This window comes from Formosa sp. F44 (genome assembly GCF_056238645.1).
This window is the reverse complement of record NZ_JBWDLJ010000003.1, coordinates 375,975-400,584: the sequence shown is the minus strand read 5'-3', so window position 1 is coordinate 400,584 and position 24,610 is coordinate 375,975. Positions and strand designations below refer to the sequence as shown.

General features: G+C 34.9%; 19 protein-coding genes and 1 tRNA gene. 12 read left to right on the top strand and 8 right to left on the bottom strand.

Annotation, left to right across the window (positions count from 1 at the left end; genetic code table 11):
* Positions 1–106 precede the first annotated feature (106 nt).
* From AC0UBM_RS11740 to metK, 5 genes are all read left to right on the top strand, one after another.
* Positions 107–1,126 carry an outer membrane beta-barrel protein gene (locus tag AC0UBM_RS11740; protein ID WP_434036985.1) on the top strand — a complete coding sequence of 340 codons (1,020 nt, stop codon included), beginning with the start codon at positions 107–109 and terminating at the stop codon, positions 1,124–1,126.
* A gap of 75 nt (positions 1,127–1,201) precedes the next feature.
* Positions 1,202–2,500: an ammonium transporter gene (locus tag AC0UBM_RS11735; protein WP_414036677.1), complete on the top strand. Its 1,299-nt coding sequence runs from the start codon at positions 1,202–1,204 to the stop codon at positions 2,498–2,500.
* A 144-nt stretch (positions 2,501–2,644) separates the two neighbouring features.
* The gene (locus AC0UBM_RS11730) at positions 2,645–2,983 is read left to right on the top strand and encodes a P-II family nitrogen regulator (protein WP_414036676.1); all 339 of its coding nucleotides are present in this window, start codon (positions 2,645–2,647) and stop codon (positions 2,981–2,983) included.
* Between the two features lie 19 nt (positions 2,984–3,002).
* The gene (locus AC0UBM_RS11725; protein ID WP_414036675.1) at positions 3,003–4,229 is read left to right on the top strand and encodes an ammonium transporter; all 1,227 of its coding nucleotides are present in this window, start codon (positions 3,003–3,005) and stop codon (positions 4,227–4,229) included.
* 240 nt (positions 4,230–4,469) lie between these two features.
* Positions 4,470–5,723: a methionine adenosyltransferase gene (gene metK, locus AC0UBM_RS11720; RefSeq protein WP_414036674.1), complete on the top strand. Its 1,254-nt coding sequence runs from the start codon at positions 4,470–4,472 to the stop codon at positions 5,721–5,723.
* 491 nt (positions 5,724–6,214) lie between these two features.
* Here the strand turns inward: metK and AC0UBM_RS11715 are convergent.
* The 3 genes from AC0UBM_RS11715 to AC0UBM_RS11705 form a co-directional block, all read right to left on the bottom strand.
* A tRNA-Tyr gene (locus tag AC0UBM_RS11715) sits at positions 6,215–6,296 on the bottom strand.
* A gap of 137 nt (positions 6,297–6,433) precedes the next feature.
* Positions 6,434–9,139 (bottom strand): carboxypeptidase regulatory-like domain-containing protein, encoded by a 2,706-nt coding sequence (locus AC0UBM_RS11710; protein ID WP_475688738.1) that lies wholly within the window; start codon positions 9,137–9,139, stop codon positions 6,434–6,436.
* A 30-nt stretch (positions 9,140–9,169) separates the two neighbouring features.
* Positions 9,170–10,015: a GLPGLI family protein gene (locus AC0UBM_RS11705; protein ID WP_475688737.1), complete on the bottom strand. Its 846-nt coding sequence runs from the start codon at positions 10,013–10,015 to the stop codon at positions 9,170–9,172.
* Positions 10,016–10,195: 180 nt separating this feature from the next.
* On the opposite strand from AC0UBM_RS11705, the gene AC0UBM_RS11700 reads away from it, so the two are divergent.
* The 3 genes from AC0UBM_RS11700 (at position 10,196) to AC0UBM_RS11690 (ending at position 11,892) form a co-directional block, all read left to right on the top strand.
* The gene (locus AC0UBM_RS11700) at positions 10,196–10,399 is read left to right on the top strand and encodes a T9SS type A sorting domain-containing protein (RefSeq protein WP_475688736.1); all 204 of its coding nucleotides are present in this window, start codon (positions 10,196–10,198) and stop codon (positions 10,397–10,399) included.
* 95 nt (positions 10,400–10,494) lie between these two features.
* On the top strand, positions 10,495–11,274 hold the full coding sequence (locus tag AC0UBM_RS11695) for a hypothetical protein (protein ID WP_475688735.1): 780 nt from the start codon (positions 10,495–10,497) through the stop codon (positions 11,272–11,274).
* Positions 11,275–11,277: 3 nt separating this feature from the next.
* Positions 11,278–11,892 (top strand): deoxynucleoside kinase, encoded by a 615-nt coding sequence (locus AC0UBM_RS11690; RefSeq protein WP_382382557.1) that lies wholly within the window; start codon positions 11,278–11,280, stop codon positions 11,890–11,892.
* A 4-nt stretch (positions 11,893–11,896) separates the two neighbouring features.
* Here AC0UBM_RS11690 and AC0UBM_RS11685 read toward each other — a convergent pair whose 3' ends face one another.
* From AC0UBM_RS11685 to AC0UBM_RS11665, 5 genes are all read right to left on the bottom strand, one after another.
* Positions 11,897–12,895 (bottom strand): App1 family protein, encoded by a 999-nt coding sequence (locus AC0UBM_RS11685; protein WP_434036993.1) that lies wholly within the window; start codon positions 12,893–12,895, stop codon positions 11,897–11,899.
* Between the two features lie 122 nt (positions 12,896–13,017).
* Entirely contained in the window at positions 13,018–15,351 is a 2,334-nt protein-coding gene (locus AC0UBM_RS11680; protein WP_475688734.1) for a sodium-translocating pyrophosphatase, read from the bottom strand.
* Positions 15,352–15,475: 124 nt separating this feature from the next.
* Entirely contained in the window at positions 15,476–16,003 is a 528-nt protein-coding gene (locus AC0UBM_RS11675; protein ID WP_414036664.1) for an inorganic diphosphatase, read from the bottom strand.
* 131 nt (positions 16,004–16,134) lie between these two features.
* Positions 16,135–18,627 (bottom strand): DUF5686 family protein, encoded by a 2,493-nt coding sequence (locus tag AC0UBM_RS11670; RefSeq protein ID WP_475688733.1) that lies wholly within the window; start codon positions 18,625–18,627, stop codon positions 16,135–16,137.
* A gap of 68 nt (positions 18,628–18,695) precedes the next feature.
* Positions 18,696–19,676: a pyruvate dehydrogenase complex E1 component subunit beta gene (locus AC0UBM_RS11665; protein ID WP_414036662.1), complete on the bottom strand. Its 981-nt coding sequence runs from the start codon at positions 19,674–19,676 to the stop codon at positions 18,696–18,698.
* Positions 19,677–20,243: 567 nt separating this feature from the next.
* On the opposite strand from AC0UBM_RS11665, the gene AC0UBM_RS11660 reads away from it, so the two are divergent.
* From AC0UBM_RS11660 to AC0UBM_RS11645, 4 genes are all read left to right on the top strand, one after another.
* The gene (locus tag AC0UBM_RS11660) at positions 20,244–20,990 is read left to right on the top strand and encodes an electron transfer flavoprotein subunit beta/FixA family protein (protein WP_475688732.1); all 747 of its coding nucleotides are present in this window, start codon (positions 20,244–20,246) and stop codon (positions 20,988–20,990) included.
* A gap of 55 nt (positions 20,991–21,045) precedes the next feature.
* Positions 21,046–22,008: an electron transfer flavoprotein subunit alpha/FixB family protein gene (locus tag AC0UBM_RS11655; protein WP_475688731.1), complete on the top strand. Its 963-nt coding sequence runs from the start codon at positions 21,046–21,048 to the stop codon at positions 22,006–22,008.
* 169 nt (positions 22,009–22,177) lie between these two features.
* Positions 22,178–22,795, top strand: coding sequence for a bifunctional nuclease family protein (locus tag AC0UBM_RS11650; RefSeq protein ID WP_475688730.1), 618 nt, complete (start codon positions 22,178–22,180; stop codon positions 22,793–22,795).
* 15 nt (positions 22,796–22,810) lie between these two features.
* The gene (locus AC0UBM_RS11645; protein ID WP_414036658.1) at positions 22,811–24,526 is read left to right on the top strand and encodes a NupC/NupG family nucleoside CNT transporter; all 1,716 of its coding nucleotides are present in this window, start codon (positions 22,811–22,813) and stop codon (positions 24,524–24,526) included.
* The last annotated feature ends 84 nt before the right edge of the window (positions 24,527–24,610 follow it).

Genomic DNA, 24,610 nt, shown 5'->3' with positions numbered 1-24,610 from the left:
ACTGAATTAATCATAAAAATTAAGCTTGACCCCCTATTTTTTTACCGGTGTAAATACTTTTTACATAGATTTGAATCGTTATTAACTCAACAAATCAATATTTAATATGAAAAAAATCTTTACACTAGCACTGCTTTTTGCTACAATTAGCATTTATGCTCAGGACACAACCGTTGAAGTCGAAGAAAAACCAAAATTTAGTATTAGCGGTAGCGTTGATGCATATTTCCAAACGTACTTAACTGCTCCAGACGACCAAGAGCAATCATTCGGAACAGCATTTGCCAAGAAAAGTGGATTTGCTTTAGGGATGGGAAATGTAATTCTTTCTTACCAAGGTGCAAAAACAGGAGCTGTACTTGATCTAGTAGTTGGACCAAGAGGAGAAGAAGCTACTTTTAACAGTAACATCGTTGATGGAATCGTTAATCAAGCATACGTTTACTGGAATGTGTCTGACAAAACAACATTAACATTTGGACGCTGGAATACATTTTTAGGTTACGAAGTTATTGCACCTGCTGCAAACTTTAACTACAGTACATCTTACCTTTTCTCAAGCGGGCCATTCTCTCACATGGGTTTAAAAGCCGACTTTGCCCTTTCAGAAGATTTAAGCTTAATGTTAGCTGTAACCAACCCTTGGGATGTTAACGACACGTCTGCAACAGGAGAATACGCTTTAGGAGCGCAATTAGGATATAAAGGACAATACTTAAACTTATATTACGATAGCGGAAACAATGACGGTTTAGGTTTTGAAGTAGATTACACAGGAGGTTTCGATTTAACAGATGCTTTTTACTTAGGAATCAACGCAGCTTATAACGAAAATGATGGATCTGGTTTCTACGGTACTGCATTATACCCACAGTTTGCAGCTACAGATGATTTTAGCTTAGGATTAAGAGGTGAATTTTACGGAAGATATTTTGACGCCGCTGATGTTGAAGATGAAACCGTAGTTGCATTTACTCTTACAGGAAGTTATACAATTGACAACTTAATTATTAAGCCGGAAATCAGAATCGATTCTTGGTCTGACGCTACACCTTACTTAGATAACGACGGAGAAGCTACAGATAACTTAGCGGCATTTACCATAGCTGCTATCTACGCATTCTAAATAAAAGTGCGAATACTTGAAAAGACAACCACGTCTTAATTTTCACTAACTACTAACCCCTAATATTTTTTATTTATGATGTTATTTTTAAACTCAACACCTGCAGTACAAGATGCAGCCGCAGTAGCCGCTGCTGTTAAAGACGATATGGGTATGCTTTGGATGCTTATTGCAGGTATCTTAGTATTCTTCATGCAAGCAGGATTCTTTTTAGTAGAATCTGGAATGACAGATTCTAAAAACGCAGTAAATATTGCCATGAAGAATTTCTTGGATATTGCTGTAGGATCTTTAGCCTTTTGGTTTATAGGATACTCCTTAATGTACGGTGCAGATGTAACCGAAGGTGGATTCTTCCACTGGAGCGGATTTATATTCTCTCAAGGTCCAGCCGATTTATTCTTTCAAACAGTATTCGCTGCAACAACAGCAACTATTGTATCTGGAGCAATTGCAGGACGTACTAAATACACAACATATGCTATTTTTAGTATCATACTAACCGCTTTAATCTACCCAATCGCTGGTGGATGGGAATGGAATGGCGGTTGGCTAAACGCTGCATGGATGCCAGCTGAATTTATCGATTTCGCAGGATCTTCTATTGTACACTCTGTAGGAGGATGGGCTGCTTTAGTCGCGGCTTGGATGGTAGGTCCAAGAATTGGAAAATTCCTTAACGGTAAACCTGTAGAAATGCACGGTCACAACCAAATGTATGCCACTTTAGGGGTATTTATTCTTTGGTTAGGATGGTTCGGATTTAATGGTGGTTCTCAATTAGCTTGGGGAGGCGACGATTCTGTTGCAGCTTCACAAGTTGTTTTAGTTACCAACTTAGCAGCATCTGCTGGAGCATTAAGTGCCTTATTATTCACTTGGTTTAAAAATGGAAAACCAAATTTATCAATGACATTAAATGGAGCTCTTGCCGGTTTAGTAAGTATTACTGCTGGTTGTGGAAACATGACTGAAGGTGGAGCTGTATTAGCTGGATTAATTGGAGGTATCCTTGTAGTACTATCAATTGGTTTTATTGAAAAAACTTTAAAAGTAGATGATGCCGTTGGCGCAATCTCTGTACACGGTGTAGCCGGTGTTTGGGGAACCTTAGTTATTGGACTTTGGGGTGTAGACGGAGATACTGGTATTGGATTACTTAACGGTGGTGGTGCTTCTCAATTATTAGCACAAGCTATAGGAGTTGTAGCTTATGCGTTTTGGGCAATCGTATTATCATACGTATTCCTTACTATTATAAAGAAAACATGTGGTGGATTAAGAGTAACTGAAGAAGAAGAAATAGCAGGACTTGATATTTCTGAACACGGTTCTATTGCTTACCACGGAAAAAGAACAAGAGAATTTGAATAAATAAACCTCATGTTTATAACACCTAATAAGATGTCTTGTGCGAGCAAGGCATCTTTTTAACGTAAAAAAATAATCAAACAAATAATAAAATCAAAAATTTATGAATACATTCAAATTAACTAAAATGAAAAACCTTATTTAATTATGAAAAAAATCGAAGCAATTATTAGAAAATCTAAATTCTCTGAAGTAAAAAAAGCACTTCACGGAATCGGTGTTAATTTTTTCGCATACTGGGATGTTACCGGTTTAGGAAACGAAAAAATGGGACATGTGTATAGAGGTGTTAGCTATAGCACTAGCGACATCCAGCGCAGATATCTTTCGGTAGTCGTTAACGACGATTTTGAAGACATTACAATTCAAACCATATTAAAATCTGCAAAATCAGGAGACGTAGGAGATGGTAAAATATTCGTGTCAGATATTAAAGAATGCTACAGAATACGAACTGGAGAAAAAGGAGGAGAAACTTTAAAATAATTAATCAAAAAACTTAAACATGGAAGTATTAACTATCAATAATGTATGGATGATGATCTGTACAGCCCTAGTCTTCTTTATGCACCTTGGGTTCGCATTTTTAGAAATAGGCTTAACACGTCAGAAAAACACACTAAACATACTTTTTAAAAATATTTTTATTATTACTATTGGTCTCTTACTTTATTGCCTAGTAGGATTTAATTTAATGTACCCAGGAGAATTTAATGGCTTTTTCGGATTCGCAGGATTTGGATTAGACTCACCATTAAATGCAGAAGGCGCATTAGACTTAGCATATAACGAAGGTTACACCTACTGGACAGATTTCTTATTCCAAGGAATGTTTGCCGCAACTGCAGCAACTATTGTATCTGGAGCTGTAGCCGAACGTATGAAAATTGTACCATTTATGATTTTCGCTATTATATATGTAGGTTTTGTTTACCCAATTGCTGGTTCTTGGAAATGGGGTGGCGGATTTTTAGATGAATTAGGATTTTACGATTTCGCAGGATCTACTTTAGTTCACTCTGTAGGAGGATGGGCTGCCGTAGTTGCAGTTTGCTTATTAGGCCCACGTATTGGAAAATTTCAAGATGGGAAACCTCAAGCAATTCCTGGACACAACATTCCTTTAGCTACAGCAGGTGTACTTATCCTTTGGTTAGGTTGGTTCGGATTTAACGGAGGTTCTGTTTTATCTGCAGATCCTGGATTAACATCTTTAACATTAGTAACAACGTGTTTAGCGGCTGCTGCCGGTGGAGTTGTATGTATGCTAGTATCTACAGCCATGTTTAAAAACTTAGACTTAACGATGTTTTTAAACGGTATACTTGGAGGATTAGTTGGAATTACTGCAGGTGCAGACCAAATGAGTCCTACAGATGCTATCCTTATTGGAGCTGTTGCAGGAGGATTAATTGTATTCGCTGTAAGTTTTATTGACAGATTAAAATTAGACGATCCAGTTGGAGCCATTGCCGTACACTTAATTTGTGGTATTTGGGGAACTTTAGCTGTTGGTATTTTCGGAGAATTAGCCGGTATGGATCAATTTGTTAGTCAATTAATAGGAGTAGCTGTTTACGCTATTTTCTGTATAATTACTTCTTTCATTATTATCTTTACACTTAAGAAAACAATGGGAATCCGTGTTTCTGAAAAAGAAGAATTAGAAGGATTAGACGCTCACGAACATGGTATGGATGCATATCCAGACTTTAGAATGAACGAACATTAAACATCCGTTTTAATACAATATACAAGCCTTTAGAATTAGTTTTCTAAAGGCTTTTTTAATTTTTAATTTTTATTAACAACATGTAATTTTGATATTCTAATATTATACGTACTTTTGCCTCTTAATAATGAGGAAAGATTTGACTGATTGCAACCTCCATAAAAAATGCTAAAGGACAGTATTTACTTCCTGAGACGTTTTCGTCAAATCCCCTCCATATTTAATAATTTAAATTAGATTATGGCATATTTATTTACCTCCGAAAGTGTGTCTGAAGGACACCCAGACAAAGTTGCAGATCAAATAAGCGACGCTTTAATAGATAATTTCTTAGCATTCGACACCGATTCTAAAGTCGCGTGCGAAACCTTAGTTACTACAGGACAGGTTGTTCTTGCTGGCGAAGTAAAATCTAAAACCTATTTAGATGTTCAGAAAATTGCAAGAGACACCATTAATAAAATTGGTTACACCAAAGGAGAATACATGTTCGACGGCAGTTCTTGTGGTGTGTTTTCTGCAATACATGAGCAATCAGACGATATTAGCCGAGGTGTAGACAGAGAAACAAAAGAAGAACAAGGCGCAGGAGACCAAGGAATGATGTTTGGTTACGCAACAAGCGAAACTGAAAACTACATGCCCCTAGCTCTCGACCTATCACATACACTATTAAAAGAATTAGCGCTTTTAAGACGCGAAAATAAAGACATTACTTATTTACGCCCAGATTCTAAGAGTCAGGTTACTATTGAGTATAGCGACGACAACGTACCGCAACGTATTGACGCTATAGTAATATCTACACAACACGACGATTTCGCAACTGACGATGCAATGCTTGCTAAAATTCGTGAGGATATTATTAATATTCTTATCCCTCGTGTTATTGCTAAATTACCTGAACAAATTCAAGCGTTATTTAACGATAGCATTAAATACCACATTAACCCAACAGGGAAATTTGTTATTGGTGGACCTCATGGTGATACCGGATTAACAGGTCGTAAAATTATTGTAGATACTTATGGTGGAAAAGGTGCTCACGGTGGAGGTGCATTCTCTGGAAAAGACCCAAGTAAAGTAGATCGTAGTGCGGCATACGCAACTCGACACATTGCTAAAAACTTGGTTGCTGCAGGAGTTTGTGAGGAAATTTTAGTCCAAGTTTCTTACGCTATTGGAGTTGTAGAACCTATGGGAATTTATGTAAACACTTACGGAACTTGTCCTTTTAATATGACAGATGGAGAAATTGCAAATAAAATCTCTAAAATATTCGACATGCGTCCGAACGAAATAGAAAAACGTTTAAAACTACGTCAGCCTATCTATAGCGAAACAGCCGCTTACGGCCACATGGGAAGACAGCCAGAAACTGTCACAAAAACCTTTACACAACCAAATGGAGAAACTACAACCTTAGATGTGGAATTATTTACTTGGGAAAAATTAGATTACGTAGATGTAGTAAAAGCTGCATTTAACCTTTAAAATATTTATACCTTATTATATAAAGCCATTTTCTTAATTGAAATGGCTTTTTTTATTTTTATACTTCGCATTAATACGTTACTACTGCGAGACCCTACTGTATTATCAAACCCAACTTTATAAATTAAACCTAAGCAGGCTTGCATAAATACATATAATATGTAATTCTATTCTCGACTTCGCTCGAACACCTAAAGAAAGAATACCTTCTTAAACGTTCTTCTAGCGACGCTTAGAAGGATGTATAATACAATCTGGAAACTTATAACTAAACAAGCATTTTATTCTTCTCATTCCAGTGCGGTAGAAAAATGCCACCTAAATTCTATTCTCGACTCCGCCCTAATATCATAGGGAAGTGATTCCTTTAAACGGTCTTCGAGCATAGTCGGGAAGCGTACACAATAGCCCCCAGTAAATCTTAACACCTACCATATTTCGTGGTAGTTTTTAAGCATAAAAAAAGCAAGCTATTATAGCTTGCTTTTTTGTGGGGAGAGTAGGATTCGAACCTACGAAGACGTAGTCAGCAGATTTACAGTCTGCCCTCGTTGGCCGCTTGAGTATCTCCCCAAAACCGGAGGCAAATATATAACTTTTTTTAATATTTCAAACAAAAAAAGGATGCTTTTTAAGAAGCAAAATATTAACCTCTGAAAATCAATAATTAAGATTAAAAAATATTTTATTTTAATCCGGTATTATTTTAATTAAAGCGAATAAACCGCTCTTAAAGTAACATATCTAGGTTGTATATAATAATCTGTTGCACTAACCGAAATGTCTGAAACACTACTTTGACTCTGTGTTTTTGTATTCAGTAAATTGGTAGCCTTCAATTCGAATTCCCATTTACTGTCTTCATCTTTTCTATATGCTAAAGATGCATTCCAAAATTCGTAATCATTTAAAGAGCGTTCTTCATTTCTAAAATCGTTATACGTGTAATCCGTTTTAAAAGTCAATACTTTCCATATTAAGGCATCAAACTCCACGCGTGGCGACGATGTAAAAAACTTGGTACGCGTATCGCCTTGATCGCTATCTTGGATGCTATAATTATATCCGATTTCAAAATTTGGTGCTTCATTAAAATTCGAACGCAATTCTAATCCATAATTTTGAGTATAGTTTTCGTTTACAGATCTGTTGTTTTGGATAAATTGATTAAACTTAGAATAGTTAAACTGTCCATTTGCCGAGGTTTGAAACTTCCCAAAACGTCTCTGAAAACGACCGCTAGCCGAAACCGTTTCGTCTGCATAAGCCGAATTAAAAGGAGAATTAGAACGTATTACACTTTCAAAATTGGTAATATTTCTAATGTTATCTATACTCTTATTATAGTTAACGTTAGCAAAAACATTAGTATAATTAAACAAATTAAAGCTAGAATAAGACAAACGTACCGCATGAGAAATAGCATTGTCTAAAGCTTCATTCCCACTAAAAAAGGAGTTATAGCTATTCATTACCAGTCCACGTGCCAATTGAGTAACATCTGTAAATTGAGTTTGCATACTGTAATTTAAAACCAAACGCTCGGTTTTTTTAAACTGCAGTCGAACATCTACATCTGGCAAAATTTTAAAGAAATCATCTTTATACTTTTCGCCGAATTGAATATTATTACTACTATAAGAGTGTACGGATGCTCCTGGCGTAAAAGTAAAGATACCCGACTTTACCGTATAGTGAAGTCCGACATATAAATCGGAAAATGAATACTGTATATTATTTTCTGATAAACCGTCGTTAATAGTTGGTGTAGGATCGAAAACAGATTCATTATCTAGCACCTGAAAGATATTAGAATTAAAATCCTGATGACTATAAATCGTTCCAACAGTAACATTTAAATTACTTTTTGCATTCAGAACATTAAAGTAATCTACTTTCGCATCGACCTGATTTGACTTTACACGTTTATCCTGATTAACATTATAATCTATTTGCTGATTGTCTAATCCTAAGGCATCACCTGTAGTCTCGTACGTTGCTTTATTATCTATTATGGCGTTATAAAAAGGATCTTCGTCTTGCCAAAGATGTTGCACTTCTGTCGCAAATATGTGTTTTTCGCCTAAAGTATAGTAGTAATTAAAATTTTGGTTGATACTAAACGGACTAGAAGACTCATATTGCATGGTGTTTCCTAGCACAGAAGATGTCTCGAACTGATCCTGAGACTCTTGTGATATTCTTGCCATAACATCGTAATCTAACTGATTATCTGAATTAGGCTTGTACCCTACACTAAGTTTTAGCATTCCCAAATCGCTACGTTGTTTGGTTTTGCTTTGGGTAACCTCATCCGGAACTCCCAATTCGGTATTGGTATACGTAATACTATTATCGATCTGCATCCCAATTCTGCTACTAGAAAATATACCAAAACCACTAAAATCTAAGGTTTCGTTTGGAGAGTAACTAAAATTAGCCGCTCCAAATTTTGTTACTATATCTTGTGCCCTATTATTCTGAAGAGATAAAAATCCTAAACTATTACTTCCTAAATTAATATTTGTTCCACTAGATCTGCTAGGAGATTTAAATCCTCCAGTAAAGTTGAAATAATCTCGTCTGGAAAAAGCAATTTCCCCGATATTATTTAAATCTCCAATAAGATTAATACTGTATTTAGGGCTGTAATAAAACAATTTAGGCTGAATAATATACAAGCCATTCTCGTCGGCTATTCCAGAACCTCCTGTGATATCTCCGAACCAGAAATTCTTTTTACCCTCTTTTAATCGGATGTTTATCGCAACATTTTCAGAATTATTGGTAACACCACTTAACTGTCCTACCTCTGCAAAATTCTTTAAAACTTCAATTTTATCTAATGCATTAGATGGAATGTTTTTGGTTGCCAATTTAGAATCGCCATCAAAGAAATCTTTTCCATCGATCATGACCTTACTCACTACATTACCTTCTACTTCTATTTCTCCATCATCATTAATCTCGACACCAGGCAACTTTTTAAGAACATCTTCTAATTTTCGTTCTGTCCCATTCTTAAAAGAATCTGCATTATAAATAATGGTATCTCCTTTAACCGTAACTGGCATTTCGTAAATTAATTCTATCTCATCTAATGTATTATCGGCATACATAACAAATGTTTTATTAACATCTTTATCTGTTGTTTCTACAACCATTTGTTCTGTTCTCATCCCAATATAACTCACTTGTACATTATACGTTGAATTTTTAGAAATGGATAATTTATACATCCCATTAGGATCTGTAATCCCATAAGATTCTAATGCTTGGCTCTCTGTATTTATTGCAATAATATTGGCCAACTCTAACGGGTTTCCTATACTATCCTTAACAATTCCTTCCAATTTTAATTGTCCGAAACCTAAGTTTACAGCAAGTAGAAATACTAGTACTAATCCTTTTTTCATGATCTAATTATATCTTCTTAAATCTAAATATTAACGTCTACCTCCCCCACCTGGGCCACGATTACCACGCATTTCGCGCATTTCTTCTAACTTCTTTTTTACAATTTGGTCGTATTCTGCTTGTGTAACTTCTTTACCTTTTTTAGGTACTTTGATTTCGTCTTTTTCTTTAGGATTTAAAACAATTTTAGAACATAATATGGTTGTTTTATCTGTACTAACTTCTAATATTAACCCAGGTAATCCCCAAAAATCTCCAGGACCTTGATTAACCGGTATTTGTGGTGTGTACCAAGCGGTAACTAGAACTTCTTTTGGCTTGTTATCTTCTTCCTTATTTTCCTTAGAATCTTCACCACGTCTTGGACCTCCAAAACTTGGTATACCGGTTTGACTCGCTAATTTAACAGCTGTTGCCTTAAATGCGGTATACTGACCAATTTGTTTAGATTCGTTTTCCATTTTCCAAACTAACTTTGGCAAACTGTCTTTTATAAGAAATTGTTTTCCGTAAAATTCCTGATCTACAATAACCTCATTGGTTTTAATATTTTTATACTTGGCTCCAGCAGACATATCCAATCCTCTAAATCCTCTACCTCCTGATGTTGGAGATTCTAACTTTTCTTCTTCCTTATATATAGACTCCGAACGGTTGAAGGATAAAACGTATGTTTTTTCGTACATAGATTTTAAACGCTCTTGTATTCTTTTTTTCTGTTCTTCACTCATTTGCCTGTCTCCAAAATCTGGCATTTCTGCTGTTGTTTTAGACTCATAAACAGCCTGTCCGTGAAAATCGGCTTGAGCAAATACGTGTGCTGAAAAGGCAGTGCATAAACACACTAAGAACATTCTAAAAAATTGTGATTTCATATCTAATTGTAATTATTCCGGGTTAATATGTTACTGTAAGACTTTCCTTTTTATAAATCGTTTAATGAAATAGCCTTCTTTTTTATTTTTTTTATTAGCTTGAATCCATTTTAACACAACGCTCTCTTTTGTTTTCATAAATAATTGGAGACATTTTTATTTTAAGTTATTAAAAAGTTAATGGAAAACAACTATAGAACATTCTCACATAATAGGAGTAATTTAACTTTTAACATTAATAACTTAATGGGTAAAACGGTACTTACTGAGAAATCTAATTCGGCATCTGTTGCCCTAGATACTTCTAATTTGGCAACTGGAATTTACGTAGTAACCGTACATTCTAACAATACTATAACGCATTTTAAAATAGTGAAAGAATAATTTTTTCCTATTAAGAAGTTTAAAGCACCCTAATTTAATAATTAGGGTGCTTTTTTATTTGCAAAGAGTCATTCAATTTTTTGTACTTTTCAAATATGAAATTCTTACTATACGCTTTCCTATTTTCAACGCTATATGTACATAGCCAAGCTACTATTAAGGTTACTTTAGAGAAATCGCAATCGCTTAAAGTATCCTCTTTTATAGATGCCGATGCATTGGAAACCCTTTATTTTATTAATCAGAACGAATTTTCTAAACAAACTACCAAACACACTTTACATTACACCAACCTACAATTAGGCAACATACACACGGTGAATACATTTAACCCCTTACGGTTAAACTTGTTCTATCAGAATTTTAATACAATTATTATCTTAGATAATCGTCTAGCCGAAATTTTCAAAATAGATTTTAATACCATCGCACCATATAGAAACCCCTCACATGTATCTACTGGATACGATACCACTTTGTGGTTATTTAACGATAACACACAGCAATTAGAGCTTTTCGATTATAAAACCAATACTTTAAGAGCCTCTACAACACCTATAAATGCTGAAGTTTTAGATATTGCAAGTAATTATAATTGGTGCTGGTTACTCACTACCGAATATATTTATCAATTTAATTACGTAGGTTCTTTAGTGCAAAAAATTAAAAATGAAGGTTTTACCAAATTAGATGAAAGCAACGAGAATATAGTGCTTCAGAAAAAAGATGAATTATTTTATCTAAAGAAAGGCACCACAAACTTCCTTAAAATAGAGCTACCAGATTTATTAATAAAACAGTTTTTGCTTACCAATGAAACCTTGTATATTTACGACCTGAAAACTCTGAATCAATTCCATTTAAAAACAATTTAAATTATGCACGTAGCAATAGCCGGAAATATTGGCGCTGGAAAAACAACGCTAACTAAATTACTTGCTAAACATTTTAAATGGGAAGCTCAATTAGAAGATGTTGTAGACAACCCGTATTTAGACGATTTTTACAACCAGATGGAACGTTGGAGTTTTAATCTGCAAGTGTATTTTTTAAATAGCCGTTTCAGACAAGTGCTTCAGATTAGAGAAAGCGGAAAAGATATTGTTCAGGACCGAACAATTTATGAAGATGCTCATATTTTCGCTCCTAACTTACACGCTATGGGCTTAATGACCAATCGTGATTTTGAGAACTACCGTTCGCTTTTCGATTTAATGGAATCTGTCGTTCAAGGTCCTGATTTATTAATTTATTTAAGAAGCTCTATTCCAAATTTAGTTGGACAGATTCAAAAACGTGGTCGCGATTACGAAAACTCTATAAGCATAGATTACTTAAGTCGATTAAACGAACGCTACGAAGCTTGGATTCATGGCTACAATAAAGGAAAACTTTTAATTATTGATGTAGACAATTTAGATTTTGTAGATAACCCCGAAGATTTAGGTTACGTAATTAACAGAATTGATGCCGAAATAAACGGTTTATTCTAACGTATTACTGAATAAACCCACTCTCTCTAGCATGGTCTATAGCTTCCTTGCTAGAATTGACTAATAAAGCTGGAGTTGTTTTATACGATTCAAAAATACCCTTTACACGTAGCATTTTTTCTTTATGATCTACAGATCTTAAATAAATAGCTAAGATACGCTTAGGAAATAATTCTGCAATTTCTATGTAAATATCTGCGTCGTGCTCTCCACTATCTCCGATAAGAATAAAGTTTAGATCGGGATACATTTTAAGGATGTTTATAATTTCCTTTTGTTTTTCAGGCTTCTCACTTGCTTTTTTTCTTTTGAAAATACTATTCATACTTCGCAACAGAATTGGCCCTTTGGGAAAATTGTTGGTCTTCAAAAAAAACTCTAGGTAGCGATATAAATTCCACGGACTATGACTAACATAAAAAATAGGATTTGCATTGACCCCCGAACGTCCTTTATGTAACATATGATAAAATTCGGCAGCACCTTCTAAAGGAATACGTTTAAAGGCTCCTTTAAAAAAGGTATTTATTAGCACTCTCCATTTTAAGAATGATGCAACACCAGTATGAATTATAGTATCGTCTATATCACTAATTACTCCAAATGCAACAGACTTAGAAGGAATTAAAATTTCGGCAGGAAAACGATTATCATTGGTTATTTTCCGCTTAATATTCACATCATTGTAAGACGCGACAATTTGCAACCAGCCTTCATCATTTGTTAAGTCTTGTAAATTATCAAACGTTTCTTCCGATTTAAAATAACCATGAGCATCGGTTTTTACCTTCACGACCTTATCATTTGGCAACCGCAAATTTAGCTCGATATGTTTAACCTCATCACTTTCAAATCGTTTATACGTATTTATTAAAAGTTTAAACAACCCTTTTTGTTGCAAATCTATAGTTTCATCTTCTAGAGCTCGACCGCGCAAATAAAAATGCGTATTGGTTCCATAGCTCTGAAATGCAATAATTTGTAACGGATCTTTTTTGAACATATTTAATTATAAAAACTTAGTGTAAAAATACCGGATTATTACCGAACCTTAAATTATAATCCATAAAAAAAACCGTCTAAAAATCACTTTCTAGACGGTTTTTTAATAACTAAATTAATTTTCTATTTTTTACGAATGAATTGATTTACATCTTCCCCTTCATAAATTATTGTTTCAACAACTTCTTTTCCATCTACGGTTTTAAAAGTAGTTACTTCTGCGATTTTTTCTCCTGCTTCATCAATATGAATTTGAACCTCTTTTCTAACGTCTTGAATTAGTTCTGTTGGAGCTCCAATATTACTTTGGTTATAATCTGCAATATTATCTGATGTTAAAGCAATACTTGGTGCAATAACTAGGGCTACAACCGACATTAATTTTAATAAGATATTTAAAGATGGTCCTGACGTATCTTTAAACGGATCTCCAACGGTGTCTCCTACCACGGCAGCTTTATGTGCATCTGTTCCTTTTCTACCTTGCTCTTCTATGGTCTTTTTAGCATTATCCCATGCTCCACCAGCGTTAGATTGAAAGATAGCCATTAGCACACCACACGAGGTCACTCCGGCAAGTAACCCTCCTAACATTTCGGCACCACCAATAAAACCAACAGCAACAGGAACTGCTATAGCTAATAATCCTGGCAACACCATTTCTCTAATTGACGCTTTGGTTGAAATATCGATACATTTTCCGTAATCTGCGACACCATCTGCTTTATCAAAAATAGCACGATCTTCTACTGAAGCTTTGGTCATATCTGAATCGTACTTACGCATAACGCCTAAAGCGGCTTTTAGTTCTGGAATATCCCTAAACTGTCTGCGAACTTCTTCTATCATTGCCATAGCCGCACGTCCCACAGCATTCATAGACAACGCAGAGAATACAAAAGGTAACATGGCTCCAACTAAAAGTCCTGCCATAATACCTGGATGAGACACGTCTATAGCAATTACATTTGCCGTTTTCATAAAGGCCGCAAAAAGCGCTAAAGCTGTTAAGGCTGCAGACGCAATAGCAAAACCTTTTCCTACTGCTGCAGTCGTATTACCCACAGCATCTAATTTATCTGTACGTTCACGTACTTCTTTTGGTAATTCTGCCATTTCTGCGATACCACCGGCATTATCGCAAATAGGGCCATAGGCATCTACAGCTAATTGAATTCCTGTATTCGCTAACATTCCTACTGCAGCAATGGCGATTCCATATAAACCTGCATAATAGTGTGAAATAATAATCGCTGCCGCAATTAATAAAATTGGAATTGCAGTAGACATCATACCAACACCTAAACCTGCAATAATATTTGTAGCAGATCCTGTTTCAGATTGTTTTACTATAGACATTACTGGCTTTTTACCAGTAGCTGTATAATACTCTGTGATTTTACCAACACCAAGACCAGCAACTAAACCGGCAACAGTAGCCATAAAAACACCCCAAGCTCCAAAAGGCAAACCTTGAACCGTCTCTGGGATTAATGAACTAATTATAAAATAAGACGCTATTACCATTAAACCTGCAGAACCAAATTCTCCAATATTTAATGCCGTTTGTGGATTTCCACCATCTTTTACTTTTACGAAGAATGTTCCTAGTATAGACATTACAATACCTACAGCTCCAAGAACTAGTGGTAAATATACTGCGCCTAACCCATCGAATTCAGGAGTTATAATAAAGGCTCCTAATACCATAGTACCAATAATAGAACCAACATACGATTCGAATAAATCGGCTCCCATACCTGCAACGTCACCAACATTGTCTCCCACATTATCTGCAATAGTAGCAGGGTTTAACGGGTGATCTTCAGGAATACCTGCTTCTACTTTACCAACTAAATCTGCACCAACATCTGCCGCCTTAGTATAAATACCTCCACCAACACGGGCAAATAAGGCTATGGAAGATGCTCCCAACGAAAATCCTGAAAGTACGTTTAATACCATAGATAGGTTTTCGGCACCTGGCCACATGTTCTGGTACAACATAAATAAACCACTTAAACCTAAGATACCTAAACCAACAACACCTAGTCCCATTACAGCACCTCCGGCAAAGGCAACTTCTAGTGCCCTTCCTAGCGATGTTCTTGCTGCCTGTGTTGTTCTTACATTGGCTTTGGTTGCGACTTTCATCCCAATGAATCCAGCTAAAGCAGAACAAATAGCTCCTACTATAAAAGATAAAGCTACCATACCACTAGATCCAACCTCAGAAACACCTTTAAAGTATAACAGCACGGCTACAGCGGCCACAAAAACTGCTAAAACCTTATATTCTGCTTTTAAAAATGCCATAGCACCATCTGCTATGTTTTTGGCAATACGTGACATTTTCTCGTCACCTACTTCCTGTTTAGATACCCAACCACTTTTGAGAAAAACAAAAATTAATGCGAGAATCCCAAATATTGGTAAAAATTTTACTAAATATTCCATATTTCAATAGTAATTTATAAAAGTTAGTTAATTATGTAACTATAAATTTACCAAAATAATGGATACAAAAAAACCACATTTGTCATGTTTAAATGTGGTTTTTGATATATTTTAAGAAAAATATTTAGATTTTAAAATCTCCGCGCTCTTTATGCTCGCTTTCGTTATAACGATCCACACATTCGTGGTATACTTTTAAAGCAGCAACAGCATCACTCCATCCACCTGTGTCTACTTTCTTTTCTTCTAAATCTTTATAAACTTGGAAAAAGTGCTCAATTTCTTTTAAACGGTGTGGGTTTAAATCTGATATATCGTTTTTGTTATTCCAAATAGGATCTGAAACAGGTACACAAATAATTTTCTCATCCGGTCCTTTTTCATCGGTCATATGGAATACTCCAATTGGTCTCACTTCCATTACCGTCATTGGGTAAGTTGGCTGATGTCCTAGTACAAGTACATCTAATGGATCTTTATCTAATGCTAAAGTTTCTGGAATAAAACCATAATCTCCTGGATACATCATAGAAGAAAATAGCATTCTATCGAATCTGATTTTATGTAATTTAAAATCATATTCGTATTTATTCCTACTTCCTTTAGGAATTTCTATTAATACATCAAAAGTTTCGTGTTTTTCTGGACTCATATTAACTATGTTTAGTGTAGGTAAATGTACTGAACCCTACAATTATAGGCAACCTAAAAATGAATTGATTTTTATATAATCAGAATTAAACCATTCAAAAATGATAATTCCTACAATTTAAAGCCGTTAAATTAAAAATAGAATCCAAAAGTACCTGTAACACCAAAATTACGGGCGTCTGGGTTTTCTAAGTAATTTCCTCTAAAGTTAAAATCTATTCTAAAAACTTTAAAGATATTTCCTATTCCAAAACTGTATTCATAATACACTTTATCGCTAGGTGCACGGTACGGCACATCTGATGCGCTCAGGGCTATATTTTCATCAGAAATTTCTCCCCAAACTCCTCTTAAACCTACAATTTCTCTAAGATTTAATTTACGAAGTAAAGGAATTCTAGAGAATAATCTTCCGTTAAAATTATGCTCCATATGTGCAGACACATAAGTATCTGTAATAAATTCGTAATAGTTTAATTGTGAAAAGGTGTTGTATATAGAAAAATAAGCTTGGTTCCCAGGCACCACACTTAATAAGCCTAGTGGCACTTCCCCAAACGTCTTACCAGCCTCGACAGTAGTTAACAATCTTCCAAAGCCGCCAACCTGCCAGGGCTGCGTATAAGAAAACTGCACTTTGGTATAGTCGAAATCACTTTTTAACAAGTTTTTCTCACCATGACTTACTTGTGCAAACAGAGTTGCAAAGTCATTATTGGCTCTTGCACGCTCTACACCATACCCCGTCATGCGCCTATTAGGAAAATAAGTAACCGAAAGCGCTGTTTCGAATTGCTTTATTTCTGAAGCCACTTCGGTATACGTATCATCTATATAATAATCTAAATTAAAAGCATCTGAAGCCGAACTCAAGGTTCTAAAATCGGCTCCTAACCTAAAGACTACATTCTTTATTGGTTCCAATTCGAAGGCTAAACTAGTCAGTTCTATGTTCGATAATTTATCGTTAGTTCCTTTTGCAAATAATGCCGACGACGCTAAACTACGTCCTAGCACATCTGTAGATGTAGTTAAACTTGCACCAATTTGTTCAATATCTTTTCTATGTCCTCCAGAGATTATAAATCGGTTTTCTTTATTAATTAACCATTTTCCGGAAATCCCATACTTTATTTTTTCATCTCTAAAACCATAAGCTCCAAAACCTTCTAAACGCCAAGGATCGTTTGCGCCAAAATAGGTTCTTCCTCCTCCTCGAATTCGCAACCCTTCAACTTCATTATATCCAAAGGTTGAAAAAATAGGACCGTAATCCATGTTTAACTGATCTAACTCGACATAACCTGAAGCCAAAATAGTTCCGGCACTATACAAGCGTTTAAATTTCTTTACGGTTTGTAAAGTATCGAGCATTTTATAAACCCCTTTTTCGTCTTTACTTAAGGTTTCTTGCCTATTAGCCTCCCAAAACTCATCGTCTCGATTGTAGGTGTCTTCGTTATACTCGAACACCTCTTCGTTATAAAATTCTTCTGCACGTGGTTTATCGAACACGTAATTATCGTAAAGCGTGGTACGTTTCCCGTAGACTCCTCGGGCTTTTTCCTTTTTCTTAAAGGCAAAATCCGACATAAAATAGTCGCGTTTTATAAGAAATATAGAATCGTTTAAAACATCAAATTCCTGCTCTATATAAATTTCTTTTACCCAATTTATATTCGCACTTTTTGAGGCTTGCATGTTTATTTTCTTAATAGCAAACGTAGAATCGTTCACCCAAAAATCGCCTTTAAAGGTTAGCTCATTTTTACGACGCGGATAATAAATAATATTATAACACCATTTATTATCGATAAAGGCACTATCGGACAAGACGTAATTATATACATTTATTCCCGTTTTAGATAGCGGACTCACAAAACTCTTATCGAAGAATTTAAGATAGTTTTCGTAAACATCGTACTGAGAATACAGGTCTTTAATAAAATCTAAAATGAATTGATTATTACTAAAACCTGACATTTTATTTCCTTTTAAAACATCGCGTTCTTTAGAAGTTACATTGTTACCATATACTTTACTTGACGACTCGTTAACAAAAATGGGTAAATATGTTTTTCCTGTAACATTAGAGGTATCTACAGATTCAAAGATAAATTCCATACCCTTAAAAATTCTGCTTTTCATTAAAGAACTGTCTATGGTATTTAAATCGAATTCAATTTTTTCATACTTCTGGTATTCATATTGATCGAATTTCTGGAGTCCATTTCTCCGTTTGTGTTCCCATATTTTTCTTAAAATATCTATTGCGGGATTATTTTTTTTAGGTTGTTTTCCGGTTACAATAACCACTTCGTCTAACTGTGCAGTTTCTTCTTCTAAAACAACTTTTAGATTGTAATTAGCATTTTTAGATAATGGAACATCTTGGGTGATATAGCCAATAAAAGAAATGGAAAGGGTATCCCAATCGGAATCGGATTCCATGTAGAATTTACCATCCTCATTGGTAATGGTTCCTTGAGAAGAACCTTTAAATATAACGTTAGCATAAGCTACAGGTTCGTTATTTATGTCGTAGACGTTACCACTAACTTTTGTCTGAGCTAGTATGGATAAACATCCAAGGAGGAAAAATGTGAGGCTAAGTCTTAAATTCATAGTTAAAAAAAAACTTCACCAGCAATTAATCATGTTGATGAAGTTTTAATTATGCAATATAATGCAACTTATTTCTTATACATTACCTTTTTGACAGCTTTAACAACTTCGTCGCTATTAGGTAACCATTCTGCCAATAATACTGGCGAATAAGGTGCAGGAGTATCTGCAGTATTTATTTTTATAATTGGTGCATCTAAGTAATCGAATGCTTTTTCTTGCACTTGGTATGTAATCTCTGTAGATACATTTCCAAATGGCCAAGCTTCTTCTAAGATTACCAATCTATTTGTTTTCTTAACAGATGTTATAATAGCATCTATATCTAAAGGACGTACCGTACGTAAATCGATAATTTCACAAGAAATACCATCTTTAGCTAACTCGTCTGCAGCAGTGTAGGCTTCTTTAATAATTTTACCAAAAGAAACGATAGTAACATCTGTTCCTTCACGTTTAATATCGGCAACACCAATTGGTAGAACATATTCTCCATCTGGCACTTCACCTTTATCACCGTACATTTGTTCACTCTCCATAAAAATTACTGGATCGTCATCACGAATAGCCGCTTTTAAAAGTCCTTTAGCATCGTATACATTAGAAGGTACAATTACTTTTAAACCTGGAGTGTTAGCAAACCAGCTTTCGAAAGCTTGAGAGTGTGTTGCTCCTAATTGTCCTGCAGAACCTGTTGGTCCTCTAAATACGATTGGACATTTAAATTGTCCACCAGACATTTGTCTGATTTTAGCCGCATTGTTTATAATTTGATCAATTCCAACTAACGAAAAGTTGAAGGTCATATATTCTACAATTGGCCTGTTACCAGTCATAGTAGAACCTACAGCTATACCTGCAAAACCTAATTCTGCAATAGGTGTATCGATAACACGTTTTGCACCAAACTCGTCTAACATTCCTTTTGATGCTTTGTATGCACCGTTGTATTCAGCAACTTCTTCACCCATTAAGTAAATGCTCTCATCTCTGCGCATTTCCTCACTCATGGCTTCACAAATCGCTTCTCTGAATTGAATTGTTCTCATGTATCATGTTTTATAAGACCACAAAAATAACAATAAATGCAAAACTTTCGATAAAAGAATTCTTATTAATTTATTAAATTGAAAATAAAATTCGCAAAAGCACTTACACTGCGTTTCAAAAATCAAAATTGCCCCGTGTATTTACTCGATTCCCATCCCTTTTTCTCCTCCTTTTTTATGCGGTCAACAGTTAAAATATATAAATACAATTTATACAAAAGCCACTTTTGTCCTAGCTCTCTAATTGTAAGAACAGATTACGGAAATCAAAGAAATCTGAGAGCATATTTTATACACCTTAACATGTGCTTGGTGCTATAAAACCCATAAATATTATTGGAGTAACTAAAGACTTCTAACTTTATAAATTGTAATTAAATATTACACACGTTATAAACAATTCTGTAATAACATATTTGCTAATTGCAGTCTCTAAATTCCACATTTAGCAATTTTTAACTCTTTTTTTTACATTTTTACTATGCACGCATAGTAAAATTAAAATAAAATTCAATAACTTCGTAACCAAATAAAACTATACTTAATATATAATAACAAATAAATATTATGAAAATATTAGTGTGTATAAGTCACGTTCCAGATACGACATCAAAAATAAATTTTGCAGAAGGAGATACTAAATTCGACACCAGTGGTGTACAATTTATAATTAACCCAAACGACGAGTACGGTTTAACACGAGCCATGTGGTTTAAAGAAAAGCAAGGCGCTAGTGTAGACGTTGTTAATGTTGGCGGACCTGAAACCGAACCCACTTTACGCAAAGCCTTAGCACTTGGTGCAGATGGCGCTATTCGCGTTAATACACCTGCTTTAGACGGTTATGCTGTTGCAGAACAGTTAGCAAAAGTAGTAAAAGACGGTGCCTACGATTTGGTTATTGCTGGTCGTGAATCTATAGATTATAACGGTGGTATGGTCCCAGGAATGATTGCGGGATTAATAGACGCTAATTTTGTAAACACTTGTATTAGCCTAGAAATTGATGGTACTAATGTAAAAGCTATTCGTGAAATTGATGGCGGAAAAGAAACCGTATCCACATCTTTACCTTTAGTTATAGGTGCACAAAAAGGATTAGTTGAAGAAAGCGATTTACGTATTCCTAATATGAGAGGAATTATGATGGCGCGTAAAAAACCACTAACTATTCTTGAACCTATAGAAGCTTCTACCGAAACTGTTTCTGTGAAATTTGAAAAACCAACCCCTAAAGGAGCTGTTACTTTAATATCTCCAGATAATTTAGACGAGTTAGTTAATTTACTTCACAACGAAGCTAAAGTCATTTAATCACATTTCAATACCACAAAGAATTTTTTCTATTGAAATTTAAAATCAAAACATTATGTCAGTATTAGTATATACAGAATCAGAACAAGGTAAATTTAAGAAAGTTGCTTTCGAAGTAGCATCTTACGCCAGAGCTGTTGCCGACCAATTAGGAACGTCGGTTACTGCAGTTTCTATTAATGCAGAAGATCCTTCAGTTTTAGGAACCTACGGAGTCACTAAAGTATTAAATATTACCGATGAAAAATTAAGCGCATTTAATGCAAAATCTTATGCTAACGTTATTAACCAAGCAGCCGACGAACAAGGCTCTAAAGTTATTGTTGTAAGTTCTAGCGCAGATAGTAAATATTTAGCACCATTATTAGCAATCGCTTTAAAAGCAGGTTACGCTTCTAATGTTGTTGCTGCACCTTCAAGTGTTTCTCCTTTTACAGTAAAACGTACAGCTTTTACCAATAAAGCATTCAATGAAACAAGCATAAGTACAGATATTAAATTAATTGGAGTCTCTAAAAATGCTTTCGGAATACAGGAAAATAAAACAGAGGCCGAAGTTACTAGCTATTCTCCATCTATTCCTGAAAACGGCGTACATGTAGAATCTGTAGATAAAGCCACAGATAAAGTAACTATCGCAGACGCAGAAATTGTAGTTTCTGGAGGTCGCGGATTAAAAGGACCTGAAAACTGGGGTATGATTGAAGATCTTGCCGAAGTTCTAGGTGGCGCAACTGCATGTTCTAAACCCGTATCAGATTTAGGTTGGAGACCACACGGTGAGCATGTTGGACAAACAGGAAAACCTGTCGCATCTAACTTATATATTGCTATAGGAATTTCTGGAGCCATTCAGCATTTAGCAGGTATTAACGCTTCTAAAGTAAAATTAGTAATTAACACAGACCCAGAAGCTCCTTTCTTTAAAGCTGCAGACTACGGAGTGGTTGGTGATGCTTTTGAAGTTGTACCAGCACTAATCGAAAAATTAAAAGCGTTTAAAGCACAAAACGCATAAATTTTATTAACTTGTTACTACAATCAAAGACTGTTTAAAAGACTCCTACCCTTCAAATTTCACTTAAAATTTAAAGGAGTTCGCCTATTTTCATTTTCTAATTTTAACAAAAAACTAGAAATAGGTTTGGTAAAGTCCTAATTTAAACAGTCTTTTGTGTTTTTAAATTATGAGTTTAGTTAGACTTAATATAAAAGGTATTTCATACAGCCAGACGCAAAATGGCGCTTACGCTTTAATACTCAATGAGGTAGACGGCGACCGCAAATTGCCAATCGTTATTGGCGCATTCGAAGCACAATCTATTGCCATAGCTCTTGAGAAAGAGATAAGGCCTCCACGCCCATTAACCCACGATTTATTTAAGAATTTTTCCGACAGATTTGACATTACTGTTAAGCAAGTTATTATTCATAAACTGGTAGATGGCGTATTTTATTCTAGCTTAATTTGCGAGCGCGATAAAATTGAAGAAATAATAGATGCACGAACAAGCGATGCCATTGCCTTGGCTTTACGTTTCCAAGCCCCTATTTTTACTTATAAAAACATTTTGGATAAAGCAGGTATTTACTTAAAAGTGAATCCTGAAAAAGAAAATGAAGCATCCGATAATAATGATGTTTTAGTTGAAGATTTGATTGCTGAAGAACATGAACAACCATCTGCTCAAGATGTTTATAAAAGTAAAACTTTAGACGAATTGAATCAATTATTAACAGAAGCAGTCATGAATGAAGATTATGAAAAAGCTGTTAAAATTCGAGATGAAATTTCGAAACGTTAAAGTCCATTTATATATATGAAACAATTTTTATTTGCCATTGCTTTTATTTTTTCCGGATTGTTTATAAGCGCTCAGGCACAAAGCATAGAAAAACTATGGCAGCTCGAACAGCTTGAAAGCACAACTAAAGATTCTACACAAACGGCAAATAAAACTTTAGAATCTCTAAACCTAGAAGACGGAGAATTCGATATTACATTTAAAGATCAGGATTCAATAACTGCTAGCGGAAATTATATGCTACAGAATAATCTATTGGTCTTTTATTATAATACGCCTAGAGATGATATTCAGCATTACAAAATTTCAGAATTAACAGATTCTACCTTAGTGTTTTCAGAATTAGAAAACACCTATTCTTTTAAAACCGCACTTGCTGTATCTCCGAGTGCCATTGCCACTGCAAAAACAGATTCTATAATTCCTAGTCAAGGTTTTTCTACAAGTAGTTTACTTCGTGGTTTACTTGGTATGCTTGTTTTATTAGTTATATGCTACTTATTAAGTACCAATAGAAAAGCTATAAACTGGAAAACCATTGGAGCCGGACTTAGCGCACAAGCTATACTCGCTATTGGTGTTTTAAAAATTGAATTTGTTCAGGATGCTTTCGAGTTTGTTGGTAAAATATTTGTCAAAATTCTCGAATTTACCCAAGCTGGAAGTCAGTTTTTATTAGGAGATATGATGAATGTTGATAGCTTTGGTTTTATTTTTGTCTTCCAAATTTTACCAACCATAATATTCTTTTCAGCCTTAACATCTGTATTATTTTACCTAGGTGTCATTCAAATAGTAGTAAAAGGAATGGCATGGGTACTAACAAAATTACTTGGTATTTCTGGAGCAGAGAGTTTAAGTGTTGCAGGTAATATATTCCTAGGTCAGACCGAAGCACCTTTAATGATTAAAGCGTACTTAGAACGTATGACCAAATCGGAAATACTCCTCGTTATGGTGGGTGGTATGGCTACCGTTGCAGGTGGAGTTTTAGCTGCATATATCGGATTTTTAGGAGGTGAAGACCAAGCCTTGAAAATATTTTACGCCAAACACTTATTAACGGCCTCTGTTATGGCGGCTCCTGGTGCGATTGTAATTTCTAAAATGTTATATCCGCAACAGGAAAAAATTAACGCCGAAATTGAAGTCTCTCAAGAAAATATAGGATCAAATATATTAGATGCCATAGCCAACGGAACCACAGAAGGTTTAAAACTTGCTGCTAATGTTGGAGCCATGTTATTGGTTTTTGTAGCCTTTATTGCTATGATAAATTACGGTTTTGGTAAAATAGGATTAATAGGTGGATTGAATGCATGGATTGCAGAAAACACACCTTACAATGCATTCTCTTTAGAGTTTATATTAGGCTATCTTTTCTCTCCTTTAATGTGGATTATTGGTGTTGCAAAACAAGATATGGCACTTATGGGACAATTGTTAGGTATTAAACTTGCGGCTAGTGAATTTGTAGGTTACATACAGTTAGCTGAACTTAAAAATATTGCAAATCCGATTCACTTTCAATACGAAAAATCCATTATTATGGCTACTTATATGTTATGTGGATTTGCCAATTTTGCTTCTATAGGAATTCAGATTGGTGGGATTGGCTCTTTAGCTCCTGGACAACGTAAAACCCTTTCAGAATTTGGGATTCGTGCTTTAATAGGAGGGACAATTGCATCGTTATTATCGGCTACTATTGCAGGTATGATTATTGGGTAAAAGCGCTCTATTATACTGTGGACACACCTCTATAAAAGAGGAAAACCGACAAACTATTTATAATTTAGATTTAGATTACTTATA